Source organism: Streptomyces sp. NPDC058678 (genome assembly GCF_042714835.1).
GTDB lineage: Bacteria > Actinomycetota > Actinomycetes > Streptomycetales > Streptomycetaceae > Streptomyces.
Map to the genome: position 1 here is coordinate 68,282 of NZ_JBHXSG010000040.1, position 22,937 is coordinate 91,218.

Consider the following 22,937-nt stretch of genomic DNA (forward strand, 5'->3'; position numbering starts at 1 on the left):
TCTTCTCCGTTCATGGCGTCAGTCGGCGAGGATGTCGCGAACCATCGGGATCACCTTCGTGCCGTACAGCTCGACCGCGCGCAGGCGAGCGCCGATCGGCTGTGATCCCGCGGTGTAGATGAGGTCGAACCGGCCGACGCCGAGGGTCCTGACGGCGTGGGCGATCTTGCGGGCGACCGTCTCGGGCGAGCCGATGTAGAGGGAGCCGTGCTCGATCTCGCTCTCGTACTCCTCCCGGCGGGCGGGCTGCCAGCCGCGCAGTGCGCCGATGCGATCGCGGATGACCCGGTACCCGGGCCAGTGCAGCTCTCGTGCCTCCTCGTCCGTGTCGGCGATGAAGCCAGGTGAGTGCATGCCGACCGGATGAGCGGTGGTTCCGAACTGTGCGGTGGCGCGTTGGTAGAGGTCGACGTAGGGCGCGAAACGTTCCGGGCTGCCGCCGATGATGGCGATCATGAGCGGGAGACCGTAGCGCGCGGTGCGGATGACCGACTGAGGAGAACCTCCGACGCCGACCCAGGTGGTCAGGTGTCCGGACTCGGTCTTCGGGAAGACGTCGGCGTTGTCGAGAGGCGCCCGTGTGGTGCCGCTCCAGGTGACCGGCTTCTCCTCGAGCAGCTTCGCGTAGAGCTCGATCTTCTCCTCGAACAGCACCTCGTAGTCGCTCAGGTCGTATCCGAACAGGGGGAACGACTCGGTGAAGGAGCCGCGCCCCAGGATGACCTCGGCCCGGCCGTTGGAGAGCGCGTCCACGGTGGAGAACCGCTGGAAGACCCGCACCGGGTCGTCGGAACTCAGCACGGTCACGCCGGACGCCAGACGGATGCGGCTGGTACGCGTGGCGATGCCGGCGAGCACCGTCTCCGGGGTCGAGATCGAGAACTCCGGACGGTGGTGCTCGCCGAGGGCTATGACGTCGACGCCGATCTCATCCGCGAGAACGGCCTCCTCGACGACCTGGCGGATGGCTGCCGCGTCGGACACGGGGGCGCCGGAGTCGTCCTCCGGCACGTCGCCGAAGGTGTCCAGACCGAAGACGAGATCAGACATGGGTGGGCTCCTTCGTGAGCAGTCGCGTCGCCGAGGTCGTAACGGCTCAGGTGCAGGTCACGGGTGATCGCGGGACGTGCGGGCGATGTCCTGTGCGTCAGTGGCGGACTGGTTGACGTATCAATTATTGGCTAGAATGATTGACGTGTCAACCAAAGGGAAGAGGGTGACGCTGATCGACGCACTCGGCGCCTGACCGACATCCCCGGTCGCCGCCCACTCGGTGGCGCACCCGAGCGTCCCGGCCTGCTGACGCACCAGCAGGAGAAGTCGCACACCAACTTGCGATCGACCAGTGGCGCAGGACACTAGGCGTCCGCGCCAAGGTCTTTCCGCATGGCATCGCGGAGAGACTGGTATGCCTCGTCGTACCGCAGCCGGCCCGTGACGTACTCGTCGCTGTCCCGGCTGAATCCGTCGGCGACGACGTCACGCAGGTCGCGGAGCCGGCGGAATGAGTCATCCGCCGGCCCGACGATGTAGCGAGGCGCGCAGATCGATACCTCGTAGCGCAGGGCTGTGCATGCTTCGAAGGCTTCCCATACGGCACGCGCGCGTTGGAGCGGATCTGGGTCGGGCTCCCGCACGGCGACGCGGCAGGTGTGCCGGGCCTTTGCCAGGGCTGCCAGGTAGGAGACGTACAGGGAGCGGCGGGTGTCCCTGTGCTGGTCACCGCGTTCCCTTCTCCAGCGGCGATGGTCCAGGAGGCCGGCTGATGCTGTGGCGATGGCACCGCCCACTACGGTGCTGGCCAGCGACATCCATTCCATTGGCGTCTCCCGTGAGCTGAGCTGTTCAGCACTTCAGCGTGCCTCGGTTCGTGTGCGGCGTCGAGACGGCCGGGGCCGTTCCGTGGAGACTCGCACGAGCGCCGACAATGGCTGTCGCAATGAGGTGGATCGGCCCTGGTTGCGGTGTCGGAGGCAGGAGTTGAGCGTCCGGTCCGGTGCGGGAACGTCGCCGAGGATCGTGTCGCATGGGCCCACCGACACCCCCCAGTACGGTGGCGCGCCACGCATTGCGCCTTGACCTCGCCCTCCTCCTCCAGTCAGGGGCACGAGCGAGTGCGGCCGCAGCGGGGAGGACAGCCGAACGAGAACTCAGTCGTCGTTTCTGGTGTTTTCGCTCGGCAGGAACGTCTGCCGTGCCCAGAGGCACAGCAGCGCCATCCCACTGACCAACAACGGCACCGGGTCACGGGCAGGAGGAGCCAGCACATATCCCAGCGCCGTGACCGTGCAGACCGTCAGGGGAATGAACGCCGCTGCGCCCTCTATCCCCCCTCGCAACGTCGGCTGAGCAGTGCCCAGGACGCTCGCCCCTCCGGGCAACCAAGGGCCGACAGCGACCACCAGCAGGCCCGCGGTATTGCAGGTGTCGACCAGTTGGCAGGACATCGCCTCAGGGCTGTGCGGGCCGACCGTCCACAGTCGCAGGGTGTCGCCGATCAGCATGAGGCACAGCCCGACGATTCCGACCCACAAGGTGACTCTCTGGTCGCTCCGTACGAGACGGCGCAGGGCGAACAGGAAGCTGAGGAAGACGACCTCCGCGGTCCACAGGACACCGACCATCCCCGTCCCCAGCCGCCAGCCGTCACCGGCCCCCCGCAGCAGTACCCATCCCGTCATGAACACGGCCCCGGCTGTGACGACCCCGTCAAGCACGCGCCGCAGCAACACGTGCCAGCCTTTGCCGGCATCGGCCGCGACCACCAGACCGGCCACCCCCAGGCCGACCGCCAGCGTCACACCCATGACCACCACCGAATCGAGCAGCGATCGCTCCTCCCGTCCCGAACCCGGAGGGTGAGCCGCCAGTACGTTGACCGTCCCCCGGTACACACCCCCGGCTACGGCCGATCCCCCCAACAGCAGCAGACGCGTCCGCACCTGCCCACTCGCCCCCCACGCACGGAGCACCAGGGAGGCCGCCAACGCCCAGCAACCGGTGGACGGCCCGAAAGCCACCATCCGCGCCGCCACGTTCCCGGTCACCCACGGCCCGCTGAAGGTCAGCGCTGTTCCCAAGAGACAGGCCACGCCCACCGCGCCCCAGGCCCATGCCCCGGTCCGATGGCAGCGGCCCCTCCGGACCCTGAGCACGTCCGGCGACTTCCCCAACCCCGACATCAGGTGCGCCTTTCCACCGGTCCTCCCGCCCGCAGGGCATGTCCTGCAGCCCTCGGACCCATGCAAAGACCGTAGAAGACTCGGCACCTGCCTCGAACTGAACAGTCAGCTCATTCACTCATACTGCGTAAACGACCCGTACCTGTTCGTGAACTGGCATGAGATGTAGGCACCGGGCCTGAATCGTGTGATCGCCAGGGCACACCGCTGTGCTCGTAGGACCCGGTAGATCATGGAACGTGGAGCGGCAGCTGGTCAGGCGCCTGCCCGCCAGGACGGCGGCCAACTCGCGCGCTCCGGAATAACCCCGCCGGGAACCTGGAGGCTCGCCCGCGCCTTCTCGTAGAAGGTCTGCCGGGCAGCTCTGTAAGCGCTGTATGCCTCCTTCCAATCAGAGGATTCGCCGGTCAGGCGCCCGCGCGCCCTCCACTCCAAATGCTATACGGCTTCGTTCAGTTTGCGTACCGCAGCCGCTGTCGCCGGATCCGCCAGCAGGCGGAGCGGTTCGGTCATGGCAGAACGCCGTGATTCCGCCTTCGCGGCCTGCTCCAGAGCATCGTCCGTGGGCTCAAGAGGGGTGGGATCCTGAGTCAAGCCCTGATGGGCAGCGAGCCGCTGGTAAGCAACGACGCACTCCTTGACGGCCTGGCCGTAGTCGCTGTACGCCTGCAGGAGCAGGCCATCCCACCGAGCCCCTTGCTCCCTTCTCCAACGTGTGCGCTCGTTCAGCGTCCCCACCAGGAACGACAAGACCGCACCCAGTGTGACGGCTATCAAGGTCGACAGCTGATCGCCCACATATCCCCCTAGATGGCCAAGTCCCTTCGACGGCCCCATCAGTCTGCGAACAAGTGGCGCCGTCCAAACACAAGTGAAGCTGATGCGCGCGTAGTTGCAGCTCATCAGGACCCAGTCGTTGAACTCTGTCAGCGGTGCCGCTCCAGGGTGAAGAAGGCCGCGGCCATTGACGACATTCGCATCGGGCTGCATCAGGACCTTCGAATGTCAGCCACGACTTCAGTGGTGCGACGCCGCGTTCGACGGGTGCCCGTGCCGCGGACAGCGTGCGGTTGACGGTCTGCTGGGTTGGCGTGAGGTTCCGGCCTGGCGGGCGTCTGAGGGGTGTCGTCACCCACGGGGCCGGCTCCCATGCAGGCGCGGTCGGCGAGGACCGGGACGCCCCTGGCGTTCACAGAGGCTGCGTCGCCGCGTGGAACGGGCAGGCCCTGTCGACCCCGCGTGAGGCTGTCCAGCCGGGGCATGGGCCGGTTCCGTGGCGCATGCTCGGCGGACCGCATGACATCGCGCCGAAGCCGAACAACTCCGCCATCCCCCACATGGATTGCGCCCTGCTGAAGGCGTAAACGGTCGGAGCGTGGCCCGTTGTAAACGGAGGGATCCCTTCCCCATGTGGGCATGGCATGTGCGGGCCTTAAGATCAACCGAATCTCAGCCAAGATGACTGAAAGGATTCCTGTGCACCACTCCGCACCGGCCGTCCCGGCCTCGGGCCGGCGAAGATCCCGCCGCAAGCAACGAGCCCTGGTGGCGGCCCTGCTGGCCGTTCTCGTGTGTGCCCCGCTGCCCCTCCTGGTCAACGAGCCCGCGTTCGCCGAGGACGCCGCCCCGGCCGCCGATACCCCGGCGGCAAGGCAGGCGACCGGCGCCCGGACCGAGATCGTCTCCGAGCGCACCGACTCGACCACCACCTGGGCCAACGCCGACGGCACGACCACTGTCGAGACGTACACCGGCCCGATCCGCGTCAAGCAGCCCGACGGCAGCTGGCGGCCGGTCGACACCACCCTCGTGGCCGAGGACGGCGTGGTGCGGCCGAAGAGCGCGGCCGCCGACATCAGCTTCTCCGGCGGCGGTTCGGGCGAACCGCTGGCCGAGGTCTCCCGGGGCGGCCGTACCCTCGGCCTCGACTGGTCGGGCAAGCTGCCCGAGCCGCGCCTGGACGGCCCGACCGCGGTCTACCCCGGCGCCGTCGAGGGCGGCGACCTCGTGGTGACCGCCCTCAAGGAGGGCTTCTCCCACTCCGTCGTCCTGCACGAGCGCCCGGACGGCCCGGTCAGGTACCGGCTGCCCGTCTCGGCCGACGGCCTCACCCTGCACGAGACCGCCGACGAACGGCTGCGCTGGAGCGACAACAACGGCCGTACGGTGGCCACCGCCCCGCTCCCGGTGATGTGGGGTTCGGGCGAGAAGCGCGCCTCCGGTGAGCCCGAGGACCTCGCGGCCATCGACGTCACGATCGAGCGGGACGCGGACAGCGGCGACCAGGTCCTGGTCCTGCAGCCCGACGAGGACTTCCTCGCCGACCCCGACCTGGAGTACCCGGTCACCATCGACCCGACCGACTCCCTGCTCGGCCCGGTGACCGACACCTGGGTCCAGTACGACGACTACCTCACCTCGCAGCGCGGCTCGACCGAGCTGAAGGCCGGTACCTACAACGGCACCGAGAAGGCCCGCTCGTACCTCAAGTTCGACGTGGCGAAGTACGCCGGCAAGCACGTCCTCGACACCGACCTGCGCCTGTACTCGTACTACTCGTCCACGTGCAGCACCACCAACGCCGGCAACCAGGTACGCCGTATCACCTCGGCCTGGGACCCGTCGGCCATCACCTGGGCCGAGCAGCCGACGACCACCTCGACCGGCGCCGTGACCTCCACCGCGGCCAAGGGCTACAACTCCAACTGCCCGGCCGGGCATGTCTCCTGGGACGTCGACGGGATCGTCCAGGCCTGGGCCGACGGCCAGCCGAACCACGGTGTGCGGATCGCGGCCGTCGACGAGACGGACCCGCTGACCTGGCGCCGCTACCACTCGGCGAACCAGACGGACGGCTCGCACAACGCCGCCTACGAGCCCTCCCTGTCGGTCACCTACAACTCCAAGCCCGGTACCGCGACGGCCGTCTCCCCGCTGTCCGGCACCTACACCTCGGACACCACACCCACCCTGTCCGCCAAGGCCACCGACGCCGACGCCCAGCAGCTCGCGCTGACCTTCGAGGTCTGGGCGGCGTACGGCACCGCGGCCCTGCAGTCCGGCACGTCAGCCTCCGTGGCCTCCGGGGCGGTGGCGACCCACACCGCCGGCACCCTGGCGCCGGGCGACCACAAGTGGCGGGCCAGGGCATCCGACGGCACCGACGCCGGGGCCTGGTCGGCGTGGCAGACGTTCACCGTCGACACCACCGTCCCGTCCACCCCCGCCATCACCTCCACCAGCCACCCCTCCGCGTCGGCCTGGTACGACGCCACCGCCTTCACGGGCACGCTCGCCGCGACGGACGCCTCCGGCGTGACCGGATACGCCGTCAAGCTCGATCAGAGCCCGACGACCGCCGCCGGAACCACCGTCACGCAGACGACCGCCGACGTGAACTGGTCCGGGCGCACCGACGGCACCTGGTGGGTGCACGCCGCCGCCAAGGACAAGGCGGGGCTGTGGTCCCCGACGCGGCACCGCGGCTTCAACGTCGACACCACCGCCCCGGGCGCGCCCGGAGGCCTGGTCTCCTCCACACACCCCGTGACGACCAGCGCGTACGCCGACCGCACCGCGTCCTTCAGCTGGTCGGCACCCACCGACCTGTCCGGCGCCGCCGGTTACGTCGTCACCGCGGACCGCGTCGCGGACACCTTGCCGGCGACCACCGGCACCGTGCAGACCTCGACGAAGTTCACCACGACCGTCGACGCGGACGGCACCTGGTACCTGCACGTGCGGGCCAAGGACCAGGCGGGCAACTGGTCGTCCGCCGCCGCGCATCTGCCGTTCCGGGTCGACATGACGCTGCCGCCGAGCCCGGCGATCAGCTCGTCCACGCACCTGGACCAGACGGGCGCGTACAAGAGCGGTTCCTTCAGCGCGACCTGGACTCCGCCCTCCGGCGCCTCCGCCGGCTACAGCATCGTCGTCGACGGCACCGCCGACACCGTGCCCGACAGCACGGCCGAGACGACCGGCACCTCGTACACCACGACCCGCGCCGAGGGCACCTGGTACCTGCACGTGCGCGGCATCGACGGCAACGGCACGGGCGGGGGTACCTCGCACTACCGCTTCACCGTCGACACCACCGCGCCCGGCGCTCCGGCCGTGACCTCCGCGGCCTATCCGTCGGACGCCTGGGCCGGCGGCGCGCAGGTGTCCGGGACGTTCACGCTGACGCCCGACGGCACCGACACCCGCGGCCTGACGTACTCGGTCGACGGCGGCACCGCCCAGACCGTCACGACGACCGGCGGCCCGGTGGCGCTGCCGATCACCCCGGCCACCGAGGGCAGCCACCAACTCGTCGTCACCGCCACCGACCGGGCCGGCAACGTCTCGGCCGAGACCAAGCGCGCCTTCCACGTCGGACGGGCGGTGGTGACCGCGCCCGCCAACGGCGAGGTGCTCGTCGGCTCGGTCGATCTCGCGGTCGGCGCCCCGGCCTCGCTGACGGACGTCACCTTCCTCCAGCGGGCCTCGTCCACCGACGCGTGGCAGGTCGTCCCGGCCTCCCAGGTGACCCGTGTCTCCGACGGCTCCGCCGTCACCTGGCCGGTGCCGCTCAGCGGCGGTGCGGCGCCGAAGCTGCTGTGGGACACCTCGTCCCTGGCCGGCAGCGGCGGCCGGCAGATCGGCGCCCGCTTCGGTGGGTCGTACGCCCCGCCGGAGGCCGAACCGGTCTCGGTGATCGTCGACCGTGTCGAGGTCATCGAGGGCGGCACGGGCGACGACATGCAGGAGTCGGAACCCGCCCAGGCCTACGCCCTGGAACAGGCCGAGGCCCGCGCGGCGGAGAACCCCGACGCCTACGCCCCGCCCTATGTCGCCCCGGCGACGGGTGAACTGGTCGCACCGGTCGTGGAGTCGGCCTCGGCCGACGCGGCGTCCGCCCCGATCCAGGTGACGCAGGCCCCGGCCGACGAGGGCAGCGGACTGCCCGCCGAGGACACGGAGGACGGCACCAAGCCCGACACCGCGAGCACCGAGACGGAGACTCCGGCGCCGCCCGCCGACGGGTCCACGGAGACCACCGGTGAGGAGTCGTTCGCGATGCCCGAGGACACCACGGAGACCACTCCCGCACCTGCCGGGCCGACCGTCACCGAGCAGGTCGCCCCGCGCACCGAAGTGGTGGAGCACAGCGTCACCGCGCTGGAGTCCGTACGCGACGAGGTCCTCCAGTTGTCGGAGGCGGAACTGCCCGGCGTGAGCGGACTGCGCATCGCCTCCGTGGACGCCGCGGAGAACCGCGTCGTCGTGGCGACCGAGACGGCCGCCCCTGCGCTGGTCACGGCCCTGGGCGAGCGGTACGGCACCGACACCGTGGCCGTGCAGGTCACGCCCGGGGTCGACGCGCTGGCACCCCAGGCGACCCGCTACAACGACACCTCGCCCTACTACGGCGGGGCCCGCATCTACTCGCAGCTGACCAACAGCTCGGCATCGTGGTGCACGGCGGGCTTCCCCTGGAAGTACAACGGCAAGTGGTACATGGCGACCGCGGGCCACTGCACCACCGGCAACGGAGCCATCCTGAACCCCAGCCAGAACGACTACATCGGCCCCGTCGTCCGGGACAACTGGAAGAACGGGTACGGGTCGGTCAAGCTCTCCGGGCAGGGCTACTACTCCGGTGACCTGGCGTTGTACCGGATCAACAGCGACAGCTCCGCGTCGGCCCGGATCTACAAGGGCGGCAAGACGTCCACCTCGTCCCGGCCCGTCCACGACTACTGGCGACGCTGGGCGCAAGAGGGCGACAAGGTCTGCACGGGCGGCATGATGACCGGCGAGAAGTGCGGCTGGAAGGTGACCGACACCCAGGTGAACTTCACCTACTCCGGCGGTACGAAAGCCAAGAACATGGTCGTCGCCAAGAAGACGTCCGGATCCTGCACGATCAACGGTGACTCCGGCGGTCCGGTGTACACCGTCGACGGCAGCGGACGCGCCTTCGCGAAGGGCATCATCTCCGGCGGCGGTGGCGGCGGCGGCGACAACAGCGGCGGGTTGTTCGACCCGTGCTGGCTATACTTCACCGACATCGGGTTGGCCAACAGCGCCTTCCCCGGCACGGTAGCGAGGTACTGACATGCGCCGCGCCCTTCTCACACCGTTGCTGGCGGTATCCCTGACCGGATGCTCGCTCCTCGGCCAGGACACACCGTGCACCGAAGCCGACGCGGACTCGCAGGTCTCCGCCGTGTGGCAGCCCGCCGACTTCGGCGGCCGGGACGAGGCAAGGATCCGGCTGTGTGTGGACGACACCTGCGAGGAGCGGACATCGGGCAGCCCCGATGACCCGTTCGCCTCACTGTCGGTCCAACTCCCCGACGACATCGGTGCGTCCACCGTGCCGGTACGGCTCACCGTGACGTCCGCGAAGAGCGGTGACACGGTCGTCGAGGACAGCACCCGGGCCAAGCTGACGGAGCAGCACCCCAACGGCACGTCCTGCTCACCCACCACATGGACGGCGACATTCCGTGCCCACCCCGACAAGGGCCTCACCTCACCCGAGGGCATGAAGCTCCAGTAAGCCAGTAAGCCAGTAAGCCAGTAAGCCAGTAAGCCCGTAAGCCCGTAAGCCCTCTACCCGAGCGCCCGTCCCCCGGCACCACCCGGGGGACGGGCGCTTCGCGCCGTTCTCCCGCCGCATCATCGGCTGGTCCGCCTCCGCACTCCCGAGGTGGGAATCAGGGAGGAACGTCAGAACCGTTGACGCGCACTCGCCCCACCTCTACCTTCTGATCGATTCGCCGAACTTAGTTCGAAATATCGACCACCTGTGGTTGTGAGGGTCCTCCCTCCCGCTGATCCTCCCTGCCCGCACCCTGGAGAGCACATGAGCGCAAGTCCCAGCCCCGGCTCCCACCCGTCGCGCCGACTGTTCCTCGGCATGGCCGCGACCGTGCCGCTGGCCGTGACCGGAACACTGACCTTCGGCGCCCTGCCCGCCTACGCCGCGGACTCGGCCTACGTCATGGGCTACTTCACCGAGTCCACGACCATGCTCGAGGCCAACTACGGCCTGCACCTGGCGGTCAGCACCGACGGCCTGCGCTGGATGCCGCTGAACCAGAACAACCCCGTGGTCACCCCCACCGCGGGCGCGGGCGGTCTGCGCGACCCGTTCATCATGCGCAAGCAGGACGGCACCTTCGTCGTACTCGCCACCGACCTCAAGGGCACCGACTGGAACTACAACAGCCAGTACATCCACGTCTGGGACTCCGCGGACCTGCGCACCCTCACCGGCTACCGCCGACTGAAGCTGCACGACATGGTCACCCACAGCTGGGCGCCGGAGGCATTCTGGGACGCCGGCCGCGGCCAGTACGGAATCATCTACTCGTCCGTCAACTCCAGCGGACACAACGTGCTCATGGTGAACTACACCACCGACTTCCAGACGGTCACGTCCCCGCAGGTCTTCTTCGACCCCGGTTACGACATCATCGACGGCGACCTCGCCGTGGGAGTGAACGGCGTCAACTACCTGTACTACAAGAAGGACCAGACGCTCGTCGGCGCGCGGTCCACCACTCTCGCCCCGGGCAGCTTCACGCCCTTCAGCACGCCGGTGTCCCACGGCGGCACCGAGGCCCCGACCCTGGTGAAGTCCCTGACGTCCAGCACCTGGTACCTGTGGGGCGACACCTACTCGCCCAACGGAGTCTTCTATGCCTGGCAGAGCAGCGACCTCGCCGCCGGCACCTGGACCGCGCTGGACCAGCGCCTCTACACCCAGCCCCTCAACTCCAAGCACTGCACCATCGAGACGATCACCACGACCGAGTACAACAACCTCGTGGCGAAGTGGGGCTCTCCTGCCTGGAACCGACTGAAGTCCTACAACTACCCGGGCCGCTACGTCCGCCACGCCAACTCCGTCGGCCGTATCGATGCCTACCCGTTCGACCCGTACCCCGACTCGCAGTGGAAGCTCGTGCCCGGCCTGGCAGACAGCGCGGGCGTGTCCTTCCAGTCGGTCAACTACCCCACCCGCTACCTGCGCCACTACAGCTACAACCTGCGACTGGACGAGAACGACGGCACCTCGACGTTCGCCGCGGACGCCACGTTCTACAAGACCGCCGGCCTGGCCGACTCCTCCTGGTCGTCCTTCCGCTCGTACAACTTCCCGACCCGCTACATCCGGCACACCGACTACGTCCTGCGCATCGACCCGATCTCCACCACCACCGAGAAGGCCGACGCCACGTTCTTCGTCGGCTACTGAGAAGCGACTGACGGCGTTTCGTGCACCCACAGGGCGAGGTGTGCAGCACGGCAGCCTCGCTCTCGAAGCACGTGACCGCGATCCTGTGGTGTGCGTGATCGTCCACGCACACCACAGACTGCCGGAATCCGGTTGGTTCCGCCTGGGGAGGCGCCCTACTGTGGCGCGGTGACGACTCAGGTGATCATTCTCAACGGTGGTTCCAGCTCGGGGAAGTCCGGGATCGTCCGGTGCCTGCAGGCCGTACTGCCGGATCCGTGGCTGGCGTTCGGGGTCGATTCCTTCGTCGACGCGATGCCCGCGCGGATGCGGGCATTTGACGAGGGAATCACGCTCGCGGCGGACGGCAGCGTGAGCGTCGGCGCGGACTTCCGGGCGTTGGACGCGGCCTGGATCGAGGGCATCGCGGCAATGGCCCGTGCCGGCGCCAGGGTCATCATCGATGACGTCTTCCTCGGCGGAGCAGCGTCCCAGCAACGGTGGCAGAAGGCTCTTGGCGGACTGGACGTGCTGTGGATCGGCGTCAGGTGCGAGAGTGCGGTCGCCGCAGGCCGCGAGGTCGCACGAGGAGACCGGATCCAGGGAATGGCCGCGTTGCAGGCGGATGTGGTCCACCAAGGGGTGACCTATGACCTGGAGGTCGACACGACGCACACCGAATCCCTGGTGTGCGCCCGCACCATCGCCGCCCAGGTCGGCTGACCGACGGAGCCTCAGCTTGGTCGGCCTGCGAGCCATGACCGGCTGTGCCGGCCACACAGCGTGCGGCATCCCCGCGTCGTAGATCTCTCCGGCCGCTCCCCGGCCTGTTCTGCCTCAGCGCTCGAGCCGGCGTGCGATTCCTGTGAAGTGGCAGTGAAGATTCGGGACTTGGGGGTATCCGGGGACGTACGTCCGGACTTCACGGGCGTCACACGACACGGCATGGCCGGCGCGAGGTCCGGCCGGAAGGGCGGGAACATGATGGTGGCCAGGACGCGGACCACTTGGGTGTTCGGTTCGCTTCTCGCGGGGGTGATGCTTGTCTCCGGGTGCGGAGACGATTCCTCCGACGAGGCCTTCTCGGGGCAGAAGGCCGATGACATCGCGGCCAAGGCGGTCGCTGCCACTGACAAGGCGTCTTCTGTCCACATGAAGGGGACTGCGCAGGTCAAGGGAGCAAGCACCGTCGAACTCGACATCCGAGTGGACGACCAGGGCAACTGCACCGGAACCATCAGCGGCGACGGCGCCCGGGCCCAGTTGTTACGCAGCAAGGGCGGCGACGTTCTGATCAAGGGCGACCGCACCTTCTGGACCAACTCGGCGCGCGCGGGTGGCGGTGACGCCAAGCAGGGTGAGCAGCTCGCCGGCAAGCTGGCGGGCAAGTGGGTCGCCGCTCCCGCGGATGGGCCGGACGCCGCCTTCTGCGACAAGAAGCGGTTTCTGGCCTCCATGGACCAGGACAAGACCGAACGGCAGGGCATGAAACGCGGGACAACGACCGAGGTCGGTGGCGAGGATGCCCTCACCCTGGAGAAGCAGCAGGAGGGCAATCGCATCAGCATGCATGTCGCCACCGAGGGGGAGCCCTACATCCTCAAGGCCGCAACCGCGGGCTCCGAGGACAGCAGCATGACCTTTGACGACTACGGCGAGAAGGTCAAGGTGCAGCCCCCGGCTCAGGACGAGATCGTCGACCCGGCGGACACGCAGGCATAACCACGGGGCTCCCGCTCTGCCCGCCCGTGAGGATGCGCTCGGTGAGCAGAGTCGAGACCGGCACACAGCGGAAGCGGCCGGCCCCGGGACACCCGGGAAACAGCCCTGTTGTGTGATGTGTGAGCCCGGCCGACCACCTACCGGCCGGGCTCACGGAGTGAGCGTCCAAGGGTTCCGGGCCCTCACGGCACCTCGGCTTCCACCGCATGGCGAGGACCGCCAGGTGCCCTCCAGCAGCTGCGAGCACAACCGCCGGCGCGGTCGCGTCCGGCAACGCCGGCCGTGTCGACGGCACGGGCGGCGCGGCGCGGATGCCGGGTCAGGCAGCGCTCTTCTTCCGGCGGCGCCCGGTGCCCGAGAGTGCGTCGATGAGGTCATCCCGGCTCATCCTGGAGCGGCCGGTGATGTTCTGCTCGGTGGCCCGCTGGTACAGCTCCGCCTTGCTCAACTCGCGCAGCTCGTCCTTGCTCCCGCCCCGGCTGCGACCCTGTGTCGACGCGCGGGTCGTCTTCGGCGGGGCCTTCTTGCCGGCGGTCTTCTTCGCCGCGGGCTTGCGGGACGTCCTCCGGTCCGCCGTCTTCTTCCGCCGCGCGGCAGGCTCCTTGCCTCCGCGGCCCCGGGCCTGATCGAGACTGCTCTGCAGGATCTCGGCCAGGTCGATGACGTTGGTGGCCCGGGGCGCCTCCTCGGCGAGGGCGACCTCCTCACCCTCGGCCTTCGCCTTGACCAGCTCCCGCACCTTCTCCTGGTAGGTGTCGTGATAGCGACTCGGCTTCCAGGGCGCGCTGAGGGCGTCGATCAGCTGGGTCGCCATGTCCAGCTCCTTGCCCCTGCCCGCACGGCGTGCGGGCAGCTCGGGCAGCTCTTGGCCCGGGTCGCGGACTTCGTCGGGCCAGTGCAGGGTCTGGAGCACCAGGACGTCGTCCTGCGCGCCCAGCGCGGTCAGGTACTGCTTGCCGCGCATCACGAACGTGGCGATACCGACCTTGCCGCCTCCGCGAGCGCCGCCCGCAGCAACTCGTACACCTTGGTGTACTCCTTGCCGCGGGGGCCGACGTAGTAGGTGCGGTCGAAGTAGGCCGGCTCGATGTCGGCCAGGTCGACGAAGTCGCTGATGTCGATGGTCCGGGAGCGGCCCGGCGCGATCTCGTCCAGTTCGTCGGGCTCGACGACGACGTACTCGCCGTCGGCCACCTCGTAGCCCTTGACGATGTCGTCGCCGGCCACTTCCTTGCCGGTGCGTTCGTTGACCCGCCGGTTGCGGATCCGGTCGGCGGTGTCGCGCTGGAGTTGGTGGAAGTGGACGGTGTGGTCACTGGTCGCCGTGTGCAGGCCGACCGGCACGCTGACCATCCCGAAGGTGATCACGCCGGTCCAGATCGCGCGTGCCACGGCCGACCACTCCCATCCTGCCTGTCCTCTTGGCGCCCCCCGACACAGCCGCCCCTGCCACCACGCTGGCATCCCCGCACGCCCAGCGCACGCCGGGCGCGTGCGAGCGGGAGAGCGGAGCATGACCGAGCCGTGTATCGGCGTGACCGGGGTGCCGCATTCGGCTGCGGTACGGCGCTCACGTGCCGGGTCCGCCAAGGCGGTGCACCTCCTGGACCGCCTCGCGTGCCTGCCGTTCGGCGCGGGCCAGGGCTTCGGCCGCCGCCTGCCGCCGTTCCTCGGCTTGTTGTTGCTCCTGCTCGGCTCGCTTCAGGACCTCGCGTGCCTGTTGCAGTTGCTGTTCGGCAGCGGTCACTTGCTGACGGGCCTGAGCGTGACGGTCCCGGGCCTGTCGCAGCTTCGCGTCCGCGTCCGTTTCGGCCGTGCGTCGGTCACGGAGGTCCTGCTCGGCCGCTTTGGCCGCCTTTCGCGCCCGGGTGAGTTCCTCCTGCCGACGGCGGCGCCGGTCGGCGAGTTCGTCCTTCGCCCGGGTCCGCGTCGGCGGCGGCGCGGCTTTTCGTTCGGGCGGCTCGGGAGGCTTGGGCGGTGCGCCGGCCGCCGTGGGGGTGGCAGGGGGAAACGTCGACGGCGGGACGAGGGGGGATGTCAGGCGTCCGGCGGCCCACTGGTCGGCGGCGTCCTGGTCGGCCAGCACGGCGCGCAGGGTGGATTCGACGTCCTGCTGTGCGGTGTCCGACAGCCGGTGACCGGCCTTCCGGGCGAGCTGGGCGGTCTGCCGGGACAGGGCGGAGACGATACCGCGGCGCTGCTCCGAGAGCTCTTTGATCCCCTCGGCGTCCAGCGTCTGGTAGGCCTCGCGCAGCGCCTGCCCGAGCTGAAGGAAGCGCCGGCTCTCGTCCGGCTGGGAGCGCAGCAGTAGGTTGGCCGCCCAGGCCGCGAGGGTGGGGCGGCGGGCGGCATGGATGAGTCGGGCATCCTCCGCGTGGCCGGCAGTCCTGGCCGCGGCGGCCAGTACCTCCCGGCGGGCCACGAAGTCGGGCGGTGGCGTGGCGTAGAGCTCGTCAAGAACGGCCTCGACGTCGTGCCCCGCGCCACCGCGGCCGCTCTTACGCTGCATGCTCTTCAGGTTCCACCGAGCCAGGCCGCCGCGCACGTGGGGTCTTCCGCCCGTGCGGTGCGGTCGGCGGTCAGGTGGGTGGCCGTCTCTTCGCTGACCAAGGACGTGACTGCGAGTCGACCTCAAGCGCCAAGCCGCTGGGGCAGCGCGGGGTGGGCCCACTCAGCGGTCGATCTGCGTTGTTGAGACCAGCTGCGCATTTCGCGCGGGCCCGTGCCATTCGAGGAAGAGGACGGTGGCGTCGTCGGAAAGGCGGCCGTGGTGGTGGTCGAGTACGGCCTGCATGAGACGGCGCAGCGTTTCGGGGACGGGCAGTCCGTCGGCGTGGTGTCGGATGATGAAGTCGGTGAACTGGGCGAGGCCGAATTCACGACCGCGCAGGTCGCGGGCTTCGGTGATGCCGTCGGTGTAGAGCAACAGCCGGTCACCGGGCTGCAGCTGTTCGGTGCACACCGTGACACCGAGTCCGAGACGGGTGCCCATGGGGTGTGCCGGCCGGCACCGCAGCGTGGTCGTCCAGCGGCCGTCACGGATCAGTACGGGGGGATGGTGGCCGCGGTTGACCCAGGTGAGGGAGCCGGTGGCGGCATCGAGGTCGGCGAGGATCCCGGTCACGTAGCGCTGGATTCCGAACTCCTGCAGCATGACCTGTTCGATGCGGTCGCTGATGGTGGCCAGGTCGGCGCCCTGGCGGCGTTCGGCCCGGCAGGAGGCGACCGCCAGGTTGGCGGTCAGGCCGGCGGCGGTGTCGTGGCCCATGGCGTCGAAGATCGCCAGATGGACGGTGTCGCCGGCCACGGCGTAGTCGAAGGCGTCGCCGGCGATGTCGTACGCGGGTTCCATCGCGGCGGCGATCACCACGTGACGGTTGGCGTGGGTCAGGGGCGGCGTCAGCTTCCACTGCATCTCGGCGGCGATGTTCATGGGCCGGCGCCGCACCAGGCGCGCGTAGGAGTCGCTGAAGGGGCGCTTGCTGACCAGTAGGTGACCCATCAGTGATGCGAGGTGGCGGATCGCCGCGTCCGATCCGGCGGCGGCCTCGACGCGGAGAACGGCCAGGCGTTCCGTGCCGTCCAGCACCGGCACCCAGTACACGCGGCGCTCTCCGACGGGTTCCGGGCCGGACAGGGTGCGCGTGTACCGGAAGACCCTCCCCGGCAGGGAGGACTCGATCGGGTACTCCTGGCCTCCCTCCCCCGCGTCCAGGCCCCGCCCGGTCAGCTCCCGCAGCGACACCTGGCGCAGGTCGGCGACGTAGAGCCGGGCGTCGTGCAGGCCGCCGAGGGCAGCGTGCTCGGTCAGCAGATCGGGCAGGTCCTCCAGCGCCGCCAGATGCGCGGCGTCCAGAAGGCCGCCCAGCATCCGCGCTGTGCCGTCGCCGGTCATGATCACCGCCTTGACCCGGTACCACGAGGGTGGATACGCCGAGTTGCCCGCACTGAGGAGTTCATTCTCCGAACAGGGAAAACGACGGCCGTCCTCCGCATCGGGGGGCAACCGCCCGTGTCTCTCCGTTGCCGTGCCGTGCCGCAGCTGTCACCGCCGGGACGTAGGTGCTGTACGCCGGTGGGGACGGCCGACGGGCCCGCGGAGACGCCCTGCGCGAAAGGAACGGCCGCTCATCTGTGATGCACCTGCGACAGACGTTCGTCGCTGCGCTTACGCATCGCTGTCCTGGGCACTTGGAGGTCATCACACGCCGCCGCATCCCCCGGTGAGGGCCCGTACCCCGGGCGGGAAGGCGTTCAGGCACCCCAAGGAGCGACCGTGAGCATTCGTATCGGAGTGGAGGAAGAGTTCCACATCCTGGAGGTGGAGAGCGGGCTGCTCGTGCCACGCGCCGACCCCGTGCTGCAACGGCTTCCCCGGAGCAACTTCACGACAGAACTCCACCAGTCCACCGTGGAGTCGAACAGCGGTGTGCACACGTCCCTGCACGACCTGTACGCCGACCTCACCAGAACCAGACGGCGGCTGGATGCGGCCGCCTCCTCACTGGGGCTCGCGGTGGTGGCCGCCGGGACGGCGCCGCTGGCACCCGGCGCCTCCGCGCATCCCACCGCCGACGCGCGTTACCTCCACATGGTCGAGGAGTACGGCAAGGTCGCCGACGAGCAGCTCATCTGCGGCGCCCAGGTCCACGTCGACATACCCGACCGGGACACGGCGGTACGGGTGATGTGCGCGGTCTCTCCCTGGCTGCCCGTGCTCCTGGCGATGTCCGCCAGCTCACCGTTCTGGCAGGGATCCGACACCGGTTACGCCAGCTGGCGCACGCTGCTGTGGCAGCGCTGGCCCACCGCGGGCCCGGTCGGCTGTTTCGCGAGCGCGGCCGAGTACGACGCCGCGGTGCGCGATCTCGTCCGGGCCGGGATCATCAGCGACGCCGGGATGATCTACTACGACGTGCGCCCGTCCGCGCATCTGCGGACGCTGGAACTCCGTATCTGCGACGCCTGCCCGCGCGTCGAGACCGTCGTGCTCATCGCCGGACTGTTCCGCGCTCTGGTGACCGAGGCCAGCGAGCGGCTGCGCACGGGCGAGGCGCGGGCCTGCGACGGACGGCACGAATGGCTGCGCGGCGCCGCCTGGCGGGCCGCCCGATTCGGCATCGAGGGCACCCTGGTGGACCCCGAGACCCACCGCGAAGCACCAGCGCCGCAGGTCGTACGGAAGCTGCTCACGCGACTTCGTCCGGCGCTCGAGGCCCACGGGGACTGGCAGACCGTCCGGGCGCTGACAGACGCGGCCCTCGCCGACGGCAGTGCCGCTCGCCGTATGCGCAGGACGGCACAGGAAGAGGATCTGCTTGCCTGTGTCGACATGCTGATCGCCGAGACCCGCGGCGAGCGCAGGGGACGCGGGTCGGCACCGGTCGGCCGTAAGAACGCGCCCTCGTCCGGCACCGGCATGACGGCCCCTCCTGTCGGATCCGGGACACCGGAGGCCATCGGCCGCTGAGGCGCCGGTGAACGTCATGAGCCCAGCAGCACACCCCACAGGCTTCGGGGGTGAGACGCGTCGGCTCCCCGCAGCCTGCAGCCGGCATGCCCAGGGCAGCGGGACGCTCGGCGAGGCCCCGGTGGACGCCGCGAATCGGTCGCCCCCACTCTCGGCAGCCGCACCGCGTCCCATCCTTCACCCACCTGTTCAGGAGAGCGTTCGTCATGTCCAGCAGCACCGTCCGGGTCGTGACCGGCAGGCGCGACTTGACACTCCCGTACCGGCACGCGGCCAATGACGCACGGAAGGGAGGCGGCCAGTCATGTGCGGTTTGAGCGGGGAGATCCGCTTCGACGGCCGACGGCCCGACCTCGCGGCCGTCGAGCGCATGAGCGACCGGCTGGCCGCGAGGGGACCCGACGGCGAGGGCATCTGGACGCGGGGCGCGGTGGCGCTGGGACACCGACGACTGAAGATCATCGACCTGTCGGACCACGGAGCACAGCCGATGACCGACGCCTCGGGCGAACTCACCGGCGTCTTCAACGGCTGCGTGTACAACTACCAGGAGCTGCGTGAAGAGCTCCGCGGACTCGGCCACCGCTTCATGTCGACGTCCGACACCGAGGTCGTGGTGAAGGCCTACCAGCAGTGGGGGACCGCCTGTGTCGAGCACTTCTACGGCATGTTCGCCTTCGCCCTCGTCGAGCACCGCACCGGCCGCGTGGTGCTGGGCCGTGACCGGCTCGGCATCAAGCCCCTGTATCTGGCACAGGCACCCGGCCGGCTCAGGTTCGCCTCCTCGCTGCCGGCCCTCCTAGCAGCCGGGGACGTGGACACCTCACTCGATCCGGTGGCCGTCCACCAGTACCTGAGCTGGCACGCCACCGTGGCGGCGCCGCACACCGTCATCAACGGTGTGCGCAAGCTCCCCCCGGCCACCGTGCGCGTCATCGAGCCGGACGGCACCCACCGCGACCACCGCTACTGGCAGCCGTCGTACACGCGCCGGGCGGAGTACGCCGGCATGGGCCCGGACGAATGGCGTGACGCGGTGCTGGAGGCACTGCGCACCGCCGTACGCCGACGGATGGTCTCCGACGTGCAGGTGGGAGTCCTGCTCTCCGGCGGCCTGGACTCCAGTCTGATCGTCGCGCTGCTGGTCGAGGAGGGTCAGCGCGACCTGATGACGTTCAGTGTCGGATTCGAGGCGGAGGGCGGCGAGGAGGGTGACGAGTTCCGTTACTCGGATCTGGTGGCCCGTGAGTTCGACACCGACCACCGGCGGCTGATGGTCCCCTCCGACCGGGTGTCCACGGCTCTGGACGGGGCGGTCGCGGCGATGAGCGAGCCGATGATCAGCCACGACGTGGTCGCCTTCTACCTGCTGTCCGAGCAGGTGTCCAAGGACGTGAAGGTGGTCCAGAGCGGTCAGGGTGCCGACGAGGTGTTCGCCGGCTACCACTGGTATCCGCAGCTGGCCGCGGTCGCCCGTGAGGAGGAACCGGACCGCTACGCCGAGACGTACTTCGACCGGCCGCATGCCGACCTCACCCGGATCCTGCAGCCACACCTGCTGCCCTGTGACGATGTCTCGGGCGGCTTCGTCAGGCAGCACATGGCGGCGCCCGGGGCGCAGACCGCCCTGGACGCGGCCCTGCGCCTGGACACGCACGTCATGCTCGTGGACGACCCCGTGAAGCGGGTCGACAACATGACCATGGCCTGGGGCCTGGAGGCCCGAGTGCCGTTCCTCGACCACGAACTGGTGGAGCTGGCCGCGGCCTGCCCGCCGGAACTCAAACTGGCCGACGGCGGCAAGGGAGTGCTGAAGGAAGGGGGCCGCAAGGTCCTGCCCCGAGAGGTCGTCGACCGCCCCAAGGGTTACTTCCCGGTCCCGGCCATCAAGCACATGGCGGGCCCCGTCCTGCACCGGGTGCGCGAGGCGCTGGAGGCACCCGAGGCGAAACGGCGCGGTGTCTTCCAGGAGTCGTACGTGGCCGACCTGCTCGCGGCACCCGACGAGCACCGGACCAAGCGCGGAGCCAACGCCCTGTGGCAGGTAGCTTTGTTGGAGATATGGCTGCAGACGCACGGGATCAAGTGACCGACGAGCTGAGCACCGGGGCCTCGCACGGGGCGGCGCCCGCCCGGCCGTCCGTCGCCGCTCACCCCCGGGCGCCCTCCGTGGCTCCGGCGGCCGCGCAGTCGCCGGACTCCCGATCGGCGGACGTGCACGGTTCTGCCGCCGCCGCCCCGGCTCCGGTGCCCTTGCCCGAGGCGGGAGGCCCGCGGGATGCCGTGACCCGGCTGCACGCGCACGGCTGCTGGTATCCCTCCGCCAACACTGACGGCACCCAGGTGGCCTTCATCTGCGACCGGGGCGGCGTCCCCCAGCTGTGGGCCGGGCCCGTCGACGGTGACGAGGTGCGCCTGCTCGACTCCTCCCCGGATCCCGTCAAAGAGGTGTCCTGGTCACCGGACGGCCACTGGATCGCGTACACCACCGCACCAGGCGGTGGCGAGCACACGCGGGTGCTGTGCGTGCGGCCGGACGGCACCGGCCGCCGCATTCTGGCCGGGGCCGACCCGGCCAGCTCCGCCTACCTGGGCCGCTGGGCGCACGACGGCTCGGCCGTCGCCGTCACCGTCGCCGCACCGCCCGCCCGCACGTACGGCGACGGTACGGGACAGCTCGCACAGCCCGTCCCGGCCGACAGCCACCCCGACGGCACCCGCCTGCCGGCCGACTGGGCCGAGCGCGACGGCCGTGCCACTCTCCTCGGAGCGGCCACGTACGACGTGGGTCCGGGGACCGGGCCGGACGTGACGCCGATCGACCTGACGGCCGTCGCGGCACCGGCGGTCCGGTCCGGTGGCGGCCTGTCGGCCTACCTGATCGATCCCGACGGCCTGGCGTCGCCCGTTCTGCTCGCCACGGAGACGCACGCCGCCACCTTGCGCGTGTGCGACCTCAGCCGTGACGGCGCGCTCGTCCTGTTGCGCCGAGGACCGCGCGGACGTCGGGAGGCGGTTCTCCGGCGTACGGCCGACGCGGCGACGACCTGCACCGTTCCTGTCGCCGACGGTGATCCGTGGATCGGCCGGTTCTCTCCCGACGCCCGGACACTGTGGCTGCGCAGCAACGCGGACCGCGAGTACGCGGCACTGTTCGCCGTCGCTCTCGACGCCGACGGTGAACCGCGCGGCAGGTCGGTCGTGGCGGAACGTGAGGGCAGCGACCTCGAACTGCTGGCCTTCGCCCAGGACGGCCGTACCGCCGCGCTGGTGTGGAACGTGCTGGGCGCGAGCCGACTCGAATCCGTCGAGACCTTCCCGACGCGACAGGCCCCGGACCGCACCGGGGCGGCCGCGCCGATTGCACTGCCCCACGAGGTCGTCACACGGATCACGGCAGCCGGTCCCGGCCGACTGGTGCTCGCGCTGTCCGGGTCCCAGCGCCGGCCGGGCGTCTGGGCCCACGACGGCGCCTCCCCGCTACGCACCCCGTGGTCCTCCCGTGACGAGGACGCCGTCCCGCCGGGCCGCCCGCCCGTGCGCCCCGTCCCCCTGCGCCTCACGGCACGGGACGGACTGCCCCTGAGCGGCTGGTACTACAGGGCGCCGGGGCGCGCTCCGGGCGAGCCGGCGCCCTGCGTGATCCACCTGCACGGCGGTCCCGAGGAACAGGAACGCCCGGTGTTCAACCCGCTCTACCACGAACTGATCGGGCGTGGACTCGACGTCTTCGCCCCCGATGTCCGCGGCTCCTCCGGGCACGGCAGGTCGTTCGTCGACGCCGACCTCGGCGCCGGTCGCTTCGCCGCCCTGGACGACGTCGCCGACTGCGCGGCCCACGCGGTGACGGCGGGTCCCGCCGACCCGACACGGCTGGCGGTCATGGGGCGTTCGTACGGCGGCTATCTGACCTTCGCCTCCCTCGTGTGGCACCCGGATCTGTTCCGCACCGGAGTCGCCGTCTGCGGCATGTCCGACCTGCTGACCTTCTTCGCCGGTACGGAGCCCTGGCTCGCGGAGTCGGCGGCGCACAAGTACGGCCACCCCGAGCGCGACCGCGAGCTGTTGCACGCCCTGTCCCCGATGAGCCGCATCGACGCCCTGCGGGTGCCGCTGCTCGCCATCCACGGCGAACACGACACCAACGTGCCACCGGGGGAGTCGGAGCAGTTCGTACGGGCCGCGCGAGAACGCGGCGTACCCGCCGAGGTCCTCACCCTGCGTGACGAGGGCCACGACTTCCTGCGCGCGGACAACCGGCGACTGTTCCGCCGGGCCGCGGCGGACTGGATGGAGCGGTACCTCCACGTCTGACCCCTCGGCAGTACTC

General features: G+C 70.0%; 14 protein-coding genes and 1 pseudogene. 8 read left to right on the plus strand and 7 right to left on the minus strand.

The window, feature by feature from the left end:
• Nucleotides 1-18: 18 nt before the first annotated feature.
• The 4 genes from ACFWWR_RS30900 to ACFWWR_RS30915 form a co-directional block, all read right to left on the minus strand.
• Complete coding sequence (locus tag ACFWWR_RS30900; RefSeq protein WP_384306648.1) at nucleotides 19-1,050, minus strand: LLM class flavin-dependent oxidoreductase; 1,032 nt, start codon at nucleotides 1,048-1,050, stop codon at nucleotides 19-21.
• A 308-nt stretch (nucleotides 1,051-1,358) separates the two neighbouring features.
• The gene (locus ACFWWR_RS30905; RefSeq protein WP_383869125.1) at nucleotides 1,359-1,820 is read right to left on the minus strand and encodes a hypothetical protein; all 462 of its coding nucleotides are present in this window, start codon (nucleotides 1,818-1,820) and stop codon (nucleotides 1,359-1,361) included.
• Nucleotides 1,821-2,150: 330 nt separating this feature from the next.
• Nucleotides 2,151-2,801, minus strand: a complete 651-nt coding sequence (locus ACFWWR_RS30910; RefSeq protein ID WP_383869127.1) for a hypothetical protein — start codon at nucleotides 2,799-2,801, stop codon at nucleotides 2,151-2,153.
• Nucleotides 2,802-3,620: 819 nt separating this feature from the next.
• On the minus strand, nucleotides 3,621-4,172 hold the full coding sequence (locus tag ACFWWR_RS30915) for a hypothetical protein (RefSeq protein WP_384306651.1): 552 nt from the start codon (nucleotides 4,170-4,172) through the stop codon (nucleotides 3,621-3,623).
• A gap of 468 nt (nucleotides 4,173-4,640) precedes the next feature.
• Between ACFWWR_RS30915 and ACFWWR_RS30920 the strand changes: the two genes are divergently transcribed.
• The 5 genes from ACFWWR_RS30920 (at nucleotide 4,641) to ACFWWR_RS30940 (ending at nucleotide 13,137) form a co-directional block, all read left to right on the plus strand.
• The gene (locus tag ACFWWR_RS30920) at nucleotides 4,641-9,284 is read left to right on the plus strand and encodes a DNRLRE domain-containing protein (RefSeq protein WP_384306653.1); all 4,644 of its coding nucleotides are present in this window, start codon (nucleotides 4,641-4,643) and stop codon (nucleotides 9,282-9,284) included.
• Nucleotide 9,285: 1 nt separating this feature from the next.
• The gene (locus ACFWWR_RS30925) at nucleotides 9,286-9,732 is read left to right on the plus strand and encodes a hypothetical protein (protein ID WP_383869135.1); all 447 of its coding nucleotides are present in this window, start codon (nucleotides 9,286-9,288) and stop codon (nucleotides 9,730-9,732) included.
• 306 nt (nucleotides 9,733-10,038) lie between these two features.
• On the plus strand, nucleotides 10,039-11,436 hold the full coding sequence (locus ACFWWR_RS30930) for a glycoside hydrolase family 43 protein (RefSeq protein WP_383869137.1): 1,398 nt from the start codon (nucleotides 10,039-10,041) through the stop codon (nucleotides 11,434-11,436).
• 168 nt (nucleotides 11,437-11,604) lie between these two features.
• On the plus strand, nucleotides 11,605-12,138 hold the full coding sequence (gene cpt, locus ACFWWR_RS30935) for a chloramphenicol phosphotransferase CPT (RefSeq protein ID WP_384306656.1): 534 nt from the start codon (nucleotides 11,605-11,607) through the stop codon (nucleotides 12,136-12,138).
• Between the two features lie 222 nt (nucleotides 12,139-12,360).
• Nucleotides 12,361-13,137 carry a hypothetical protein gene (locus ACFWWR_RS30940; protein WP_384306658.1) on the plus strand — a complete coding sequence of 259 codons (777 nt, stop codon included), beginning with the start codon at nucleotides 12,361-12,363 and terminating at the stop codon, nucleotides 13,135-13,137.
• Nucleotides 13,138-13,456: 319 nt separating this feature from the next.
• On the opposite strand, the pseudogene ACFWWR_RS30945 reads toward ACFWWR_RS30940, so the two are convergent.
• The 3 genes and pseudogenes from ACFWWR_RS30945 to ACFWWR_RS30955 all read right to left on the minus strand — a co-directional run bounded on the left by ACFWWR_RS30945 (nucleotide 13,457) and on the right by ACFWWR_RS30955 (nucleotide 17,032).
• Nucleotides 13,457-14,529: pseudogene (locus ACFWWR_RS30945) on the minus strand (Ku protein).
• A 178-nt stretch (nucleotides 14,530-14,707) separates the two neighbouring features.
• On the minus strand, nucleotides 14,708-15,646 hold the full coding sequence (locus ACFWWR_RS30950; protein WP_384306661.1) for a hypothetical protein: 939 nt from the start codon (nucleotides 15,644-15,646) through the stop codon (nucleotides 14,708-14,710).
• A 162-nt stretch (nucleotides 15,647-15,808) separates the two neighbouring features.
• Nucleotides 15,809-17,032, minus strand: coding sequence for a PP2C family protein-serine/threonine phosphatase (locus ACFWWR_RS30955; RefSeq protein ID WP_384306664.1), 1,224 nt, complete (start codon nucleotides 17,030-17,032; stop codon nucleotides 15,809-15,811).
• Nucleotides 17,033-17,413: 381 nt separating this feature from the next.
• Between ACFWWR_RS30955 and ACFWWR_RS30960 the strand changes: the two genes are divergently transcribed.
• From ACFWWR_RS30960 to ACFWWR_RS30970, 3 genes are all read left to right on the plus strand, one after another.
• Nucleotides 17,414-18,607, plus strand: coding sequence for a glutamate--cysteine ligase (locus ACFWWR_RS30960; RefSeq protein WP_384306667.1), 1,194 nt, complete (start codon nucleotides 17,414-17,416; stop codon nucleotides 18,605-18,607).
• 304 nt (nucleotides 18,608-18,911) lie between these two features.
• On the plus strand, nucleotides 18,912-20,696 hold the full coding sequence (locus tag ACFWWR_RS30965; protein WP_383869161.1) for an N-acetylglutaminylglutamine amidotransferase: 1,785 nt from the start codon (nucleotides 18,912-18,914) through the stop codon (nucleotides 20,694-20,696).
• On the plus strand, nucleotides 20,669-22,921 hold the full coding sequence (locus ACFWWR_RS30970) for a S9 family peptidase (protein WP_384306670.1): 2,253 nt from the start codon (nucleotides 20,669-20,671) through the stop codon (nucleotides 22,919-22,921). The genes ACFWWR_RS30965 and ACFWWR_RS30970 overlap by 28 nt, the downstream gene beginning before the upstream one ends.
• The last annotated feature ends 16 nt before the right edge of the window (nucleotides 22,922-22,937 follow it).

Bases quoted from the DNA above. Each gene is read 5' to 3' on its own strand.
- ACFWWR_RS30900 (WP_384306648.1), bottom strand. From the start codon at position 1,050: ATGTCTGATCTCGTCTTCGGTCTGGACACCTTCGGCGACGTGCCGGAG.
- ACFWWR_RS30905 (WP_383869125.1), bottom strand. From the start codon at position 1,820: ATGGAATGGATGTCGCTGGCCAGCACCGTAGTGGGCGGTGCCATCGCC.
- ACFWWR_RS30915 (WP_384306651.1), bottom strand. From the start codon at position 4,172: ATGCAGCCCGATGCGAATGTCGTCAATGGCCGCGGCCTTCTTCACCCT.
- ACFWWR_RS30920 (WP_384306653.1), top strand. From the start codon at position 4,641: ATGACTGAAAGGATTCCTGTGCACCACTCCGCACCGGCCGTCCCGGCC.
- ACFWWR_RS30925 (WP_383869135.1), top strand. From the start codon at position 9,286: ATGCGCCGCGCCCTTCTCACACCGTTGCTGGCGGTATCCCTGACCGGA.
- ACFWWR_RS30930 (WP_383869137.1), top strand. From the start codon at position 10,039: ATGAGCGCAAGTCCCAGCCCCGGCTCCCACCCGTCGCGCCGACTGTTC.
- ACFWWR_RS30940 (WP_384306658.1), top strand. From the start codon at position 12,361: ATGGCCGGCGCGAGGTCCGGCCGGAAGGGCGGGAACATGATGGTGGCC.
- ACFWWR_RS30950 (WP_384306661.1), bottom strand. From the start codon at position 15,646: ATGCAGCGTAAGAGCGGCCGCGGTGGCGCGGGGCACGACGTCGAGGCC.
- ACFWWR_RS30955 (WP_384306664.1), bottom strand. From the start codon at position 17,032: ATGACCGGCGACGGCACAGCGCGGATGCTGGGCGGCCTTCTGGACGCC.
- ACFWWR_RS30965 (WP_383869161.1), top strand. From the start codon at position 18,912: ATGTGCGGTTTGAGCGGGGAGATCCGCTTCGACGGCCGACGGCCCGAC.
- ACFWWR_RS30970 (WP_384306670.1), top strand. From the start codon at position 20,669: ATGGCTGCAGACGCACGGGATCAAGTGACCGACGAGCTGAGCACCGGG.